The organism is Bryocella elongata (genome assembly GCF_900108185.1).
In the GTDB taxonomy this organism is placed as follows: domain Bacteria; phylum Acidobacteriota; class Terriglobia; order Terriglobales; family Acidobacteriaceae; genus Granulicella; species Granulicella elongata.
Map to the genome: position 1 here is coordinate 213,415 of NZ_FNVA01000007.1, position 15,059 is coordinate 228,473.

At 62.9% G+C, this 15,059-nt stretch carries 12 protein-coding genes; 5 read left to right on the forward strand and 7 right to left on the reverse strand.

The features are described 5' to 3' along the window. The first annotated feature begins 18 nt into the window (after positions 1–18). Complete coding sequence (locus C4S68_RS18950; RefSeq protein ID WP_103934677.1) at positions 19–744, forward strand: helix-turn-helix transcriptional regulator; 726 nt, start codon at positions 19–21, stop codon at positions 742–744. A gap of 70 nt (positions 745–814) precedes the next feature. On the opposite strand, the gene C4S68_RS18955 is transcribed toward C4S68_RS18950, so the two are convergent. Next, positions 815–1,765: a hypothetical protein gene (locus tag C4S68_RS18955; RefSeq protein WP_103934678.1), complete on the reverse strand. Its 951-nt coding sequence runs from the start codon at positions 1,763–1,765 to the stop codon at positions 815–817. Between the two features lie 104 nt (positions 1,766–1,869). Next, positions 1,870–2,028, reverse strand: coding sequence for a hypothetical protein (locus C4S68_RS23425; RefSeq protein ID WP_200821590.1), 159 nt, complete (start codon positions 2,026–2,028; stop codon positions 1,870–1,872). A 407-nt stretch (positions 2,029–2,435) separates the two neighbouring features. Here C4S68_RS23425 and C4S68_RS18960 point away from each other — a divergent pair, with 407 nt between their 5' ends. Further along, entirely contained in the window at positions 2,436–5,240 is a 2,805-nt protein-coding gene (locus C4S68_RS18960; protein ID WP_103934679.1) for a ribonuclease R family protein, read from the forward strand. 38 nt (positions 5,241–5,278) lie between these two features. On the opposite strand, the gene C4S68_RS23300 is transcribed toward C4S68_RS18960, so the two are convergent. Continuing rightward, the gene (locus C4S68_RS23300; RefSeq protein ID WP_160115238.1) at positions 5,279–6,637 is read right to left on the reverse strand and encodes a M56 family metallopeptidase; all 1,359 of its coding nucleotides are present in this window, start codon (positions 6,635–6,637) and stop codon (positions 5,279–5,281) included. Continuing rightward, a complete protein-coding gene (locus C4S68_RS18970; RefSeq protein ID WP_103934680.1) occupies positions 6,637–7,008 on the reverse strand; it encodes a BlaI/MecI/CopY family transcriptional regulator in 372 nt (123 codons plus the stop codon). Before C4S68_RS18970 ends, C4S68_RS23300 begins: the two co-directional genes overlap by 1 nt. 170 nt (positions 7,009–7,178) lie before the next feature. On the opposite strand from C4S68_RS18970, the gene C4S68_RS18975 reads away from it, so the two are divergent. After that, entirely contained in the window at positions 7,179–7,391 is a 213-nt protein-coding gene (locus C4S68_RS18975) for a hypothetical protein (protein ID WP_103934681.1), read from the forward strand. A gap of 26 nt (positions 7,392–7,417) precedes the next feature. Here the strand turns inward: C4S68_RS18975 and C4S68_RS18980 are convergent, their stop codons facing one another. Both C4S68_RS18980 and C4S68_RS18985 read right to left on the reverse strand, forming a co-directional pair. After that, positions 7,418–7,765, reverse strand: coding sequence for a hypothetical protein (locus C4S68_RS18980; protein ID WP_146072229.1), 348 nt, complete (start codon positions 7,763–7,765; stop codon positions 7,418–7,420). A gap of 114 nt (positions 7,766–7,879) precedes the next feature. Then, positions 7,880–9,334, reverse strand: a complete 1,455-nt coding sequence (locus C4S68_RS18985; RefSeq protein ID WP_103934683.1) for a serine hydrolase domain-containing protein — start codon at positions 9,332–9,334, stop codon at positions 7,880–7,882. Between the two features lie 211 nt (positions 9,335–9,545). On the opposite strand from C4S68_RS18985, the gene C4S68_RS18990 reads away from it, so the two are divergent. Together C4S68_RS18990 and C4S68_RS18995 are read left to right on the forward strand one after the other, a co-directional pair. Further along, entirely contained in the window at positions 9,546–11,057 is a 1,512-nt protein-coding gene (locus tag C4S68_RS18990) for a methyl-accepting chemotaxis protein (protein WP_103934684.1), read from the forward strand. A 226-nt stretch (positions 11,058–11,283) separates the two neighbouring features. Next, positions 11,284–12,705, forward strand: coding sequence for a hypothetical protein (locus C4S68_RS18995; RefSeq protein WP_103934685.1), 1,422 nt, complete (start codon positions 11,284–11,286; stop codon positions 12,703–12,705). 155 nt (positions 12,706–12,860) lie between these two features. Here C4S68_RS18995 and C4S68_RS19000 read toward each other — a convergent pair whose 3' ends face one another. After that, positions 12,861–14,810 carry a 30S ribosomal protein S1 gene (locus C4S68_RS19000; protein WP_103934686.1) on the reverse strand — a complete coding sequence of 650 codons (1,950 nt, stop codon included), beginning with the start codon at positions 14,808–14,810 and terminating at the stop codon, positions 12,861–12,863. Positions 14,811–15,059 lie beyond the last annotated feature (249 nt).

Here is a 15,059-nt window from a genome sequence, read left to right on the forward strand (position 1 = left end):
CCCCGAAGGGCGGTCTCGATGCGTCGCGCTGACCGCCTCTTCCGCATCGTGCAGATGCTTCGCTCCGGCCGCCTGAAGACCGCACGCGCCCTGGCCGAACGGCTCCAGGTCTCCGAGCGCACCATCTACCGCGACGTCCGCGACCTCCAACTCGCCGGCCAGCCCATCGAGGGCGAAGCCGGCGTCGGCTATACCCTCCGCCGCGACTTCGATCTCCCGCCCCTCATGTTCACTCCCGACGAACTCACGGCTCTGGTCCTTGGCGCACGCCTCGTGGAGGCCTGGGGTGGCGCGGAGTCCGTGATCGCCGCCAAGTCGGCCCTGGCCCGCATCGAGGCTGTCCTGCCGCCCGAGCTCTCCGCTCCGCTCGAAGCGATCCGCTTCTATGCTCCGGGTTACAAGATGCAGCAGGCCCACCGCCGTCTGCTCGACAAGCTCCACGCTGCCTGCCTCAGCCGGGACGTTGTCTCGTTTCGCTACACTCGGCTGGGCGAAGACGAGTCCCGCTCCGAGGCCCGGCTCGTCTGGCCGCTTGCGCTGGCGTTCTGGTCCGGCGTCTGGACGCTCGCCGCCTGGTGCGAAACCCGCGAGGACTTTCGCACCTTCCGGCTGGATCGCATCGAGCAGTTCAGCCTTGCCACGCGCACCTTCACGCCAAAGCGAGGCCAGCGGCTGGAAGACTACATGCGCCGCGTGCGGGCCGACGCGGTGAGCCGCCAGATCCCGCAGGAACCTGGTTCCTGATCCGGCTGAAGAGCCAATGCGAAACGGGCCCAGCGTTTGCCGGACCCGTTCTGCAAGAACTCATAGCGCGTTACTGGGCGACCGAGTGGAGCTCGTTCATGTGAGCAAGCGCGTCGGCCGAGTTCTGCGTGTCTCGCGCCCGCGCCGCCTTGCTCATCGCCGTCAGCACGGTGAGCTCGCCGGGGGCCAGCATGTCCGGCGTAAAGCCCGCAACCGCTACATGGCCAGGATCATCACCCAGCGCCTCCGAAACCTTGTTCCAGAAGAAGAACGGCGAAGTCGTCGGGAGCAGAATCATGCGGCGCTCCGGCTCCGGCAGGGCAAAATAGGTGCCCCAGACGATTAGCGAGATCACACTTCCGCCGATGGTGATGAAGTACACCGGGGAGTAAAGATTGTGGGCCGAGTTGCTGGTGTACCAGGCGGCCTGCACCAGATTTGTCGCCGCGATGATGCCCAGCCCGAGACTTACACCGAAGATGCGGCTGCGAGGAGTCAACCCCAGCGGATGAGCCGCGAAGCACACAAACAAGAGAAGGCAGAGGGTAAGGATGCAAGTGCCTTCGTGGACCTGGCTGGCGATCGTCGTAATCGCCTCCATCATGGAGCGATTTGCCCAAGAGACCAGATTACCGGCCACCACCACAACGGAAAGCACAATCGAAACCGCAACAATCCAACGGAAGATGATCTTGCCTAGCTGTTGCAGTCCTTCCAGCGGCTTCATCGCGATGCTGAAGACACTCCGAATGATAAAGACGAGCAATACGGCTTGGACGGCATAGCAGAACCAGTAGGTCCAGAAGTAGATGTCGTATGCGATGACCTTGTTGAGGTGCATCTCCTTGCGGAAGAAAATCAGAGCGGTTGAAGTCGCTACATTGAAAGTCTGAACGCCGAGGTAGACACCAAGAACAGGGAAGTTGCGGAGAACGCGCCGCCGCCACATCACGAGCATCACCACGATGCTCAGGAAAACCTCAGCGATGTTGGCGTATTCGAGCAGTACTTTCGTCTGCATACACGAAACCCCTCACTCCCAAAGCTATTTGGGAGTGAGGGGTTTCGACAAGAACTAAAGTGTACAACTTTCGGTTCACGCCCTATCGAAATAGGGCTTGACCGTTAGTCGATGCCGCAGCCGTTCGGATCGCCCGGGGGGCAGAGCGGCACGGGAACTGCGCTGGTCGCCGGCTTTACGGTGGTCTTTGCAGAAACGGTGGTGGCGCTGAAGCCCGCCAGGGCGAGCGCAACTACGAGGGCACGCACGAGTGTGATCTTCATTTTTTGTTATCTCCTAGTTCCAATTCCGAAATGGTGCAATGTGGTGCTCGGCTCCAACATCCCGGCGGCGAGATCCACAACCGTCCCACGCAGGTGGTAGTCACCTACTCCTTCCGTGGTAGACATCTACAACATAAGGCGCAGGAGGCGGCAAATCTATGCTGCTCAGCTACTTAACGGAATATGCAATGGACAAGGGTTACTAAGGTAACATGACGTTCGAAGGGGGTCAGAGTCAAGCCTCAAGCACCCCGCGATCCCATTTCAGGACAGTCCCGGAGGAGGCGTAAGCCCCTCCGTGTCAGCCAAATTGGGAACCATGTCCCGGAAGAGGACGCATCTGGATCGACTCGCTTCTGCCTGCGGAAGTGCCCCGCAAACCCGCCCGAAGGGTATGCTCAAGGCACATGGCGCGTAGTCCTTACCCCCGCAGCGACCGCGATTTGATCTCCCGGATCGGCCGTTCCGCCGGCGGCAGGGCGGGCTACAAGCAGCTCATCCGCGAACTTGGCCTCGGCGGCGGGCGCGAACGCCGTCTCCTCTTGGAGCAGCTCACCCGCATGGTCGCCCGCGGCGAGCTCCTTCGCGTCGACCAGGAGATGTGGGCAGTCCCGCGGCCAGACCCGGACGGCACCACCCCCGCCCGGCCCACCGGCGAGGCCTATCCCGGCCGCAAGGTACGCACGTCCCGGAGCGGGCCAGGCATGTGGGCCGGCTTCGAGGAGACGCAGCGGTCCGGCCGGGATCGCCTCGTCAGCGGACGCCTTGATCTGCACCGCGACGGCTTCGGCTTTGTGCGCGCCGAGAAGGACAGCGGCGCATCCGGCGCCACCGGCGACATCTTTATTCCTCCCAATGAGATCAACGGCGCCATGCAGGGCGACCAGGTCCTGGTGGACGAAGCTCCTCCGGCGCGCGATGGCCGCCGGTCGGGCCGCATCGCCCGCGTCCTCACGCGCCGCAACCCGACCATCGTGGGTATCTTCCGCTACGCGCGCGCTGGCGGCCGCCGCGGCAACTGGGACACCCCGGGAATCCACGAGAACGTCGTTCACCCCATCGATGAGCGCCTCGGCGGCCCTATCGTCATCCCGGCGGGCGCGGAAGTCGTTACCCACGCCGAAGACTCTCCGCACCGCACCCTCGGCGACGAAGCCAGGGCCGCAGGGTGGGAGACCGACTCGCGCTGGCCTCTTGAAGGCCTGGCGGTTGACGTTGAAGTCACTGCCTTCCCGTCAGCTGGCAAGCCCGCCCGCGGTCGCGTCATCGAGGTCCTGGGGCCGCCCGATGCCTTTGGCGTCGACGTTGAGATCGTCATCCGCAAGCACCACATCCCGCACACCTTCCCGGCCCACGTCTTAGCAGAGGCCCGCGAGCGTGCCGAGTACGGCCCTGGCACCCTCGACCCGGAAGAGCAGGAGCTGCGTGAAGATTTCCGTGGCCTGCCCATCGTTACCATCGACGGCGAGACCGCGCGCGACTTCGACGATGCGGTCCTTGTGCGTCCGCTCGCCAACGGGCACACCGAACTGCAGGTGCACATCGCTGATGTCAGCGACTACGTCCTCGTCGGCTCTCTGCTCGACACGGAAGCCCGCATGCGCGGCACCAGCGTCTACTTCCCGGACCGCGCCGTGCCCATGCTGCCGCATGAGCTCTCCAGCGGCATGTGCTCGCTGCTGCCCAACGAAGATCGACTCGTCCTCAGCTGCATTATGGAGATCGATGCCCGCGGCGATATCGTCGCCTATCGCCTCGCGGAAGGCATCATCCGCAGCGTGCGCCGTTGCACCTATACGACGGTGCAGCACTGCCTCAACGCAGGCGAGCTACGTGGCTCGCATGAGCATGCGCAGCGAGTGATTCCTGAACCCAGTGCCGAAGACCTCGCCGAACGGGAGCGCATCGGGCTCGAGCACCCCTACCTTCCCGCAGCCTTCGACGCCATGCTTGAACTTGCCCTGCGCCTCAATGCCAAACGCGTGCGCCGTGGTTCCATCGACTTCGATCTGCCTGAGCCCATCGTGCAGTTCGACCCGGACGGCAACATGAAGGCCATCGTCCGTTCCGAGCGCGGCTGGTCTCATCGCCTCATCGAAGAGTTCATGCTCAGCGCCAACGAGTGCGTCGCGCATTGGCTCGAAGCGCAGGGCATCCCGTCGATCTACCGCATCCATGAGACGCCGGACCCCAAGCGCGTCGTCGAGTTCGAGGAGACCGCCTCGCAGTTCGGCCAGTCACTCGGTATCGGCAACCTTCCCGTGAAGAAGTTCACGATGAAGTCCGATCGTCGCGAGTCGCGCAGTAACTCCGCACGGGGAAGAGATACCCGCGCACCACAGCAGCACGAGGTTCCCGAAGCCATCCCCGTCACGCCGCAGATGTACCAGAAGCTCGTGCGCAGGATCAGCGGCCACGCGGAGGAGCGCATCCTCGCGTACCTCATGCTGCGCTCGCTCAAGCAGGCGCGCTATGCAGAGAAGAACGAGGGCCACTTCGCGCTGGCGTCGCCCGCGTACACGCACTTCACCTCGCCCATCCGCCGCTATCCGGACCTCATCGTGCATCGTCTGCTGCGGGCCATGCTGCGCAGCGATGCGGACCCTGAAGGTGCGCCGATCCTTGGCAGTGAACCGCAGCCCTGGGGAGGGAAATCGTTCGAGAAGCCCCGCATCGAAGACAACGGCCCCATGTCCGTGCAGGAGCTCGAAGACATCGCCTCCGAGAGCTCGCAGTCCGAGCGCCGCGCCGCCGACGCCGAGCGCGAGCTCATCGAGTGGAAGAAGATGAAGTTCATGGCCGACAAGATCGGCGACGACTTTCAGGCCGTCATTCTCTCCGTCACCAAGTACGGCTTCTTCGTCGAGCTGCATGAGATGTTCATCGAAGGTCTCGTGCCCATCACATCGCTCGTTGGGGATCACTACACCTTCCGCGACACGGATCGCACCATCGTTGGCGCGCGCACTGGACACGTCTTCGATCTCGGCCAGCGCGTTGAGGTTGTGCTTGATCGCATCGATCGCCAGCAGCGCAGACTGCAGTTCGCGTTGCTGCCCGGCACGGAGCCCATCGCTAACACCGGCGCACCCGCACCCGGCATGCGCCGCGGCAAGTCCGAAGCGAAGAAGGCGAAGTCCGCTTCAGGCGGCAAGAGCCGCAAGACCAAAGACCGCACCGCAAAGAAAAAGGGCAGCCGCAAGAAACGCTAGCGGCTGCCCTTCACCTGCTCGATGTTGCGATGCACCAGTTACTTTGCCAGCGAATAGTTGATCGTGATCTTCGTCTCCACCTCAGTGGGATTCCCGTTGAGCAGATACGGCTTGTAGACCCACTGCTTCACCGCGTCCATCGCGGAGTGCTGCAACTCATCCGGCCCCGAAATCACCTTGAGATCGCGAATGGTTCCATCTTTCGCGATGACCGCGTCGAGGACCACGGAGCCCTGGATCTTCGCCACCTTCGCGTCAGGCGGATAGATTGGTGCAACCTTCGTCAGGATCTGCCCGGCCATGACGCCGCCTTTTACGCTGATGGGAGCATCCGGCCCTGAAGCTTGATGAGGCGCTGCGGCTGCGCCTACTCCAAGATGTAGCGCCATCGCAGCAGCGCAGGAAGCTGTAAGCAAGGTTGCGGCACCAACACGAAGCAGCAGGCTCGAGCGGCGGGAAAGAGTGGAAGTACGTTCAGTGAGAAGCATGATTCTCCTTTCGAGCGGCCCGCTCTCGAAGAGTCCGAGCGCGTGCGGGTTAGGGGTTGGGTTGCGTTCGCCGATCCATGCAGCCAGCTTCAGCAGCGAGCGCGCATAAGCCTGCGATCCTTGAAGCGCATCAGCCGCGATTGCATCGCAGGCAGCCTCGCGCGACTGTTCAATCCTTGCGAGCAGCAGCCAGAGCAGCGGATGCCAGCGCAGTGGGAGCGCCGCAATCTGCATCACGAGGTGAAGTGCAAAGTCTCTCCGCCGCACATGCGCCAGCTCATGCGCCATCGCAGCGGTGAACTCGTCGGCTGAAAGCTCAGACAGCAGTTCCGGCGGTAGAAGCAGCATGGGTCGCATCACACCCAGCACAACCGGCCCACTGAGAGTGGCGCTTGTCGCGATCTGTGGAGGCCTCACGCGAAGTGAGATACACAGCTGCTTCCAGCGCGCCGCAGCATCGGCGGACAATACGAGTGCCTTGGCCTCTCTGGCCAATCGGCGCGTCTGCACCATCGACCAAAGCAGCCGCAGGGCAAAGCATGCGGTAACGAAGAGGAGTCCAGCGCTGACAGCATGTGCGAGCGGCCCCGTGAACGACAGCGAGCCATGCGTCCAGGCAGGCCCGGTATGGATCGTAACGGCGCCGTTCTTCGCCGCGGCAGGATGCCTTTGAAGACTGGTGAGGAAAGTCGCGAGCTCCGCCAGCGAAGGCCACGCCGCAGAGGCCGCGGGCGCAATCGCCGCAACGAATAATGCCGCACCCCATATGCGCTGCTCCATCGCCTGCCCCTCGCGACGAAGCATTCTCGTTGCGGCCCACGCCGCACAGAACAGCACCGGAAGCTGCCACGCGGCATTCAGCGCATAGTTGAGGACGACCGTATCTACGAAGGTTTGTGTCGCGCGCATCAGTCCTCCTCGAGCTTGCGCATCAGCTTCGCCAGCCGCTTGGGATTGATCTGCCGCGTCTTCACCAGGCTCATCACCAGTTCTTCGCTCGACCCGCCAAACATGCGGTCGATCAGATCCCGCAGGGCATTGCCCGTCGCGCGCTGCTCGCTCACCGCAGCGCTGTAGACAAAAGCGCGACCGCGCAGCTCGCGTTGCAGCTTCTTCTTGCGCTCCAGGATGTTCAGCATGGTTTGCACGGTGGTGTAAGCCAGCTCCTGTTCAAGCTCTTCCTGAACCTCTGCAACCGTGCTGGCTCCGCGCCGCCAGATCACCTGCATCAGCTCCAGCTCCAGCTTCGTGAAACCGCTCTTGTCGTCTCCGGGTACCATTGCGTCTCCTAATAACTTAGGACATTAGGCGCGCAGTTCGCTTCTGTCAACTAAAAGTTTAGGAGTTGTAGGAAAATCCACGCCCGCATTCCACTTCCTCGGACTGCAGCGACAACGCTGGTGGCCGCTCAGCCATCCAAGCTTCAGGTCTGCCCTTTGGAGGTATCGCAATGAGGAATCCCCGTACTCTCGTACAGCCCGACGAAGACGCTTCTCTCGGCGCAGTGGAGAACGATCCGATCGGCTCGGGGCAGGAGGCCTCGCAGGTTTCGATGGCCGGCCAGCTTGGGCATCGCGATCAGGATCCCGAGCTCAAGGACGCCGACTCGGATTTTCCAGAGCGTGACGCTTCCGGGGAACACTCTGGCGAGCGAACGGCATAGGCCGCGCTGGCCTTACAACCGTTGCATCAGTCTTTCTTGCCGCCCCTGCGAAAGGCCACCATGCCAACGCCCCCACAACCGGCCAGCGCGTAGATCCAGAGCAGCCCTTCGTTCGGTCCGGACGAGAACGGGGGCGTATCGTTTGCGCCCGGCGCCGGACGAACTTCACCACGCGGGCCGTCTTCCATCGATGTCATCTCGTCGTCGCGTATGGCCGCCCTCGGCCGCACCAGGTCACGACCGCTGAGCTCCTTTGCCTGGGGTTTTGTCTCGCCGGCGTGCACCTCCGGCGCCGGAATCGGCGTTGCGTGAGCCAGCATTGTGGGGCTCAGGATCAGGCAGGCGGCAAGACGTAGCAGCGGCAGTCGCGACATGCCATTGCCTATCGGCGTCGTCGTGCCGGCCGTCAGCTTTGTCCTCTGCGGTTCAGCCGCAGCTGGCCCGCTTCGGGAATGCCTGAAAGATCGTCAGCACGTTCTCGAAGCGCGTTACAACTTGCCGGTCACGAGCAGCTGTTCGATCGCGCCATCCGGCTGGAGGTAGAGAGTGACCCTTACCGGAGGCCCATGCTCAAAGCTCACGGCGTAAGCGGCAAAGGTCATTCCGCCACGCTGCGCGCTTCCCGTCAGAATCGCATTTGTCACCGGACCGTAAGGCGTCAGCGTCCCCGAGAAATCCTTCAAGGCATCCGCGCTGAAGTACGCATTGCAGTCGAAGGTGAAGAGCTTGCGGTCGATCTTCCGCTTCTCCAGCTCATCCAGGATCGTGGCAAGCTTTGCTCCAAAGCCCTTCAGCACGCCGGTCTCCGGCACGGCCTCAAACCTGCGCGGGGAATCGCCTCGGTTGCCCGACTCTTTCTTCGCGGGGCTGACTGCCGGGATCATCGCGCCGGTCACACCGTTCGCGATCTTTGCCGCGGCTGATGCTGCCACTTCGTTGGTCAGCACGGCCACCGCAAAGTGGTCCTCGGGGTACATCACGTTGTCGGAGACAAATCCTCCCACCTCGCCCGAATGCGAAATCATCCGGTGCCCATTCACCATCCGCACGTTGATTCCAAGGCCATAGCCCGAGTCTCTGCCGTCCTTCAACACAAACGGAGTCTCCAGCTCCTTGTAGCTCTCCGGCTTCAGCAGTGTCTGATTCATGATCGAGAGGTCCCACTTCAGCAGCGTCGCAACAGGCATCGCGAGATCGCCATCTCCCTGGCACCAGCCTGTACCTTCCAGCGCCTGCTCCCGCACCGGGGCCATCGCGTAGGAGACGTAGCCTGTCACCTCCAGCTTCTCTCGCTCCGTATAGGTGTTCACGATGCCTTCCAGCTTCAACGGAGTGAAGATCCGCTCGCGCAGAAACTTCATGAGCGGCTGCCCGGTTACCTTCTCGACGATGAGCCCCGCCACCACGTAGTTCGTATTCGAATACTGCCAGTCGGTGCCCGGCTCAAAGTCCAGCGGCTTCTCCGCCCATTGGCGAACCAGCGTCAGTGGATCCACGGGCTTCAGCCACGAAGGGATGATGTAATCCTGCGGCGCATTGTCCTCGTAGCCACTCGTCATCGTCAACAGGTTGCGGATCGTGATGTCGTTCGACCGCGTGAGCTCCGGAAAATACTTGCCCACCTTGTCGTCGAGGGAAAGCTTGCCCTCCTGTTGCAACAGCAACAGGGCTGCCGAGGTGAACTGCTTCGAGATCGATCCGATCGGGTACGCCATCGCGGCGGATGCCTTTACGTCCGGGCTCACGTGCGCCAGCCCAAAGGCCTGCGTGAAACTCACCTCGCCCTCACTCACGATCCCCACCGAGGCAGAAGGAACGCCGCTTGTGCGAAGCGTCTCCGTTGCGAGAGTCTCCACCTTCGCGCGCGAATCCGCAGGCAGCTGGGCGTGGGTAAATCCGTTGACGAAGAAGACGAAGAGAAGGCCGCAGGCGATAGCGCGCATGTGAAGCAGCCTAGCATCCTTCCGATTGGCTGAGTTTGGGACACTGACCGCGCTGATATCTAGTGTGAGCCGAAAATCCGTTCCATCGCGGGAAATCCCCACTCCTCAAGTGTCTCAGCTGGAAGGTTAAGCCTAACCCCAACCAACTGGACGCCGATAGCCGTTGGACATTCGGCGTTACCGGGCGCTGCGACTTCGACGAAGAGAGCTTATGACGTTTAAGACACAGCTAACCACGATTTCTATCGCGGCGGTACTCGTGAGTACCGCTATCGGCCTGCTGGTCGAGCGCAGCATCATGCGTCAACAGGGCATCGAAATGATGCGAGACACCATGGCGACCGCCGTCTCCGGCGCCGAGAACACCCGCGAAGCCGTCGCCCAGATGCGGCGCTTGCACATGTTTGACGAAGCAGCCCTCAGGTCCGAGGCCGCTGGCGTCTCGGACTACCGCTCCACCAGCCTCTATCGCACGGTGCCCGTCGTCGCTGCGTGGGAGACACTCCGCAAGATGGCGGACAAAGAGGGATATACCTTTCGCATTCCCACACGCCATCCGCGCAACCAGGCCAACCAGCCCAACGCCGATGAAGACCGCATCCTGCAGGTGATGGAGCGCAATAACCTCCCTGACTACTTCGAGGTCAACGAAAAGACCAACGAGGTCGTCTACGTTCGTCCCGTCGTTCTTTCGCAGGACTGCATGCTGTGCCACGGTGATCCTGCCACCAGCCCCACCCACAACGGCAAGGACATGGTCGGCTTCACGATGGAGAACTGGAAGCCCGGCGACCGTCACGGCGCGTTCCTGCTGCGCGGCAAGCTGGATAAGGTCGACTCCGAGGTGAGTCATGGCATGCTGATGGCGCTGCTTTGGGTGCTTCCCATCGCCATGGCCATCGGCGCCGGCATCTACTTCCTGCTCTCACGCATGTGCGGCAAACTTCTGGAGTTGGTGCACACCCTCTCTGACAGCGCCGATCAGGTGCGCAGCGCAACCAACGAGATCGCGCAGTCCAACCAGACGCTCGCCAGCGGAGCTTCGCAACAGGCCTCGTCGCTCTCCCAGGCTGCAGGAATCAGCGAAGTGGTCGCCGAGAAGACCCAGAGCAACGCAGCGGATGCTCGCGACGCCGCCAGCGAGATGGAGCGTGTCGACGAGCAGGTACGTCGCTCCAGCACTGCGCTGATCGAGATGAATCGCTCCATGGCGGACATCCAGGAGGCCAGCCGCAAGATCGGCGCCTTCAACAAGGTCATCGACGAGATCGCCTTCCAGACCAACATCCTCGCGCTGAACGCGACGGTAGAAGCAGCACGCGCCGGCGACGCCGGTGTGGGCTTCGCGGTGGTGGCCGACGAGGTGCGCAACCTCGCACAGCGTTCGGCCGAAGCCGCACACAACGCGGCTCCGCTCGTCGCCGACTCCATCGCGAAGGCCAACGCCGGGAGCCTTAAGCTCGACACCATCTCCCGCCTCGTGGAATCCATCACCGAGAACACCGCCAAGGCCAGGGCCATGGTCGACCGTGTCAGCAACGGCAGCGACGAGCAGACCCGCGGCATCGGAACGATCAATCAATCGATCCACGAGATGCAGCGCGTGACGCAGAATAACGCAGCCAGCTCCGAACAGACGGCTGCGGCCAGCGAGGAGCTCTCGGCGCAGGCCGAACTCCTCGGAGGCGTGGCCACGGACCTTCGCACGATCGTGGAAGGCTGATCTCGCCTCGCAATCTCTTTCCCTCCCACTTCCTCCCGAGCGCCCCCCACAAAGCGGCGCTCATTTTTTGCGCTGGCTACCCATTGCCATCGCTGAAGCCGCTGTGACAGCATCAAGCTGTTCCGCTCGCACCATCCCCCTAAGCACGAACCCTGAGCACGCACCCTGAGCACGCACCCGTAGCACGCATCTGTCGCAGACCATCTCCGTTGTGGAAGGGCTCCTCATGAGTGCAGCAGCTGCAAGGCAGCGGTCACTGCCGCTGGCATGGCCTCTCGGTGTCAGTGGTGTCGCAACGGCCCTGGTCGCGGGCTTCGTCTGCTCACCTCCGTCGCACAAGCTTCACTCCTGGGGACAGATCGTCTCCCTCGCCACGGCGTATGTCCTCCTGGCGGCGGCGGTGCATGCCATCGCGGTCTGGAGCGTCTGCCGCGTCCGCGAAGAGACCGAGACGGCCCACTGGCCACTCATCCTCTCGCTCATCTGGGCTGCATGGATCGTCGTCGTCTGGCTGCCGTTGCTGGCTCTTCTGACGGCCGAGCGTTCGCCGTGGGTGTCGCTGATCATTCCCGTGACTGCGATCTTCGCGGCACTCCTGTTGCGCTGGCGCAGCGAGCGCGCGTTGCCAGAGCTTGAACTCCCGCCACATAAGCCGGAGGCCCTCAGCTTTGCCCTCGTGATGGAGGACGGCAGGGAGCTCTGGCGCGCACTTCTTCCCGCCGCGGGGGCCGTCGTAGCGTTTGAGCTGGGTATCGTCGCCCTCGTCGCAGACCACGCCTGGACCTCCGGCTGCCTCTTCGGGATCGCAGCCCTGTATCCGCTGCACAAGCTGCAAAGCCGCAGGCCGAATCAAGGCGACCCACGGAATCACGCCAGGACCTCCAACCGCGCCGCGACCGCAAACTCCGTGGTCGTCTGGCTTCTGCTGGTGCTCGCGCTCACACCCTTCATGGCCACCTACGCTGAAGGCGTCATCGCCGGCATGATGCACATCGATACGCATGGACGGCCGATCGGCGCACCGCACCTTGGCCACGGCAACTCGAGCGGCTACGTAGGCCTGATTCTCGTGCCTCCACCGGTGCCGCATCCCATCGTCGCGCCCACGGTCGCCGGCGCCAGCGAGCTCCCCGGAAAGACCCAGGTGATCCCCTTCGACGGCGCCTACTGGTACTTCAAGGCTCCCGACGCCGACCCTGGCCCCGCGCCGCACCTCATGCACGGAGACCCGGTCAAGAACCGCGTCCTCTCCACCGACCGCCTGCCGCTCGTCATGGAAGCGCACCAGAAGCTCGGCCGCCCCGTCGCCATGTCCTGCTGCAGCTCGCTGCGCATCGACGTCACCAACGCCGATACCGTCGCCGGGCCGATATCGATCGAGGTGATCCTGCACGAGACCGCAGTTCCTGGGACCGGAGGCAGGGCAAAACCGTCGAAGGCAGCGCTCGGCCAGCTGTACCTCAAGACCAGCCTCGTCTCGCCGATGCCGCTGAAGCGTCCGCCGGTTGAGGATAGCGTCAGCTTCACGCTGCCGTCTTACCTCCGCGGCCGCAGCGTGGACGAGATCACGGTGCGCATCCTCCCCGCCCGGGCACGCTCCCTTGCCGGCCCGCAGGTGGCGATCAAGGACTTCGCCCTCCAGCGCTAGTGCGTTTCCCAGTCCGCGCAACCCCGCCCGGGTTCGCTCTTTGGCTCTTGAGGGCCAAAGGCCCGACATCGATGCCCGGACACGAACAACGCCCTCAACGCAGAAAGGCCACCCGTGAGGGTGGCCTTTCCAATTGCTTGCGAAGTGAAGCGGGCTTAGCGGCCCTCTTCCTCTTCGGCGCGCTTCCAGTTGAGCAGATCGCCCAGGGTCGTCGTCGAGCTCGAACCCGAGCCCTTCGCCGAGCCCTTGGAGCCGCTACCCTTCAGCGTCTCCTTGTAGCTCTCGACCTCAGCGCGGCTGGCTTCCTCGCCGACAGCGCGGATGCTCAGACCGACCTTCTTCTCTTCCTGGTTCATCTTCACGATCTTGAACTCGTGCTCGCCGCCGACTTCCAGCGTGATCTGCTTGCCGGTCTCGTCAACTGCCTCGGAGACGTGGCACAGACCTTCAACACCCTCAGCGATCTCAACGAAGGCTCCGAACTGCGCCGTGCGCAGAACCTTGCCCTTGATGACGTCGCCAACGCGGTGCTGATCGAAGAATGTATCCCAGACATCCGGCTGCAGCTGCTTGATGCCCAGCGACAGGCGGCGGTTCTCCGGCTCTACGCCGAGCACAACAGCCTTGACCTTCTCGCCCTTCTTCAGGACCTCCGACGGGTGCTTGATGCGCTTGGTCCAGCTCAGGTTCGAGACGTGTACCAGGCCATCGATGCCGTCTTCGATCTCGATGAAAGCGCCGAAGTCGGTCAGGTTGCGTACGCGACCCTCGACCAGAGCACCCGTGGGGTACTTGTTCTCGAGCTGCTCCCAGGGATTGTCCTGGAGCTGCTTCATGCCCAGCGAGATGCGGCGGTCGTTCGGGTTCACCGCGAGGATGATCGTGTCGACCTCATCGCCCGGCTTCACCATCTTCGACGGGTGCTTCATCCGCTTGGACCAGGTCATTTCGCTGACGTGGACCAGGCCTTCGATGCCCTGCTCGAGCTCAACGAACGCACCGTAGTCGGTCACCGACAGGATGCGGCCACGAACCTGCGCGCCGATCGGGTAACGCTCCGAGGCATCGAGCCACGGATCGGGCGTCAGCTGCTTGAAGCCGAGGGAGACGCGCTGCTTCTCCTTGTCGAACTTCAGCACCTTCACCTGGATCTCGTCACCAACGTTCACCAGGTCGCGCGGATGCGTCAGGCGGCCCCAGCTCATGTCGGTGATGTGCAGCAGGCCGTCGAGGCCACCCATGTCAACGAACGCACCGTAATCGGTGAGGTTCTTGACGACACCGGTGAACACCGAGCCCTCTTCCAGCGACGAAAGCGTTACGTCCTTCTTCGCGTTCTGCTCTTCCTCGAGAATCTCCTTGCGGGAGATCACGACGTTGCCACGCTTCTTGTTCAGCTTGATGACGCGGACTTCGAGCTCCTGGCCGATGTACGCATCCAGGTTGCGAACCGGACGGATCTCGACCTGCGAACCCGGCAGGAACGCCTTGATGCCGATGTCGACGGTCAGGCCGCCCTTGACGCGGGCCAGAACCATGCCCTTGACCGGGGTCTTGGTGTTCGACGCCTCTTCGAGCTTGTCCCAAACCTTGTGGCGCAGGGCCTTCTCGTAGCTGACGATGTAGCCGCCGCTATCGTTGTCCTCGCGCTCGACGACGACCTCAATCGAGTCGCCCACATTCACCTTGGGCGCACCCGTGTGGTCCACGATCTGGTCCAGGGGAATCAGACCTTCACTCTTGAGTCCGATGTCGACCACCACGTGCTTGTCGGTGATCTTGACGACGGTTCCGGTGACGACTGCTTCATCGGTGGTGAGTGCCTGGGCCGCTGCGGTCTCTGCAGCCTGCTCACGGTCAAAGCTCTCCAGCGCCTTGGCAAAGTCATCGGCGTCGTACTCGGGCTCAACATCTGCTGCTACTTCGGCGGATGCTGTGACCTGGGGGACGGTTGTGGGCTGCTCGGCGGCAACGGACTGCTGCTCGCCTGCGGTCGGGGTGGGGGCCGTCGTGTCGGCGGTCGTCTCAGGAGATTCGGGCGTGGTTTCGAGTGTGGTGTTCAGGGCTATACTCTCGTGGTTGGATATCTGGTCGGTCTCGGCCATCGGTCTAGCGACTCCGGACCCAGTGGCTCCGGCTCTCCGCTGTAAAAACTGGGCATTTTCGGCGGCACAACATCTCGCCTTCAAAGGGAAGGCTAGCTGTCAGGTCGAAGATGTCAGCGGGAGCGAGAATTGAAGCCTTGGAAGAACCGCCTGCGACTGGGTCCCGCACACAGGGGTTCAAATGAAGTGTAGCAGCCGCCACAAGCCCGGTCAATGAAGCTTGTAAAACGGGATCAACAACAGCGAGGC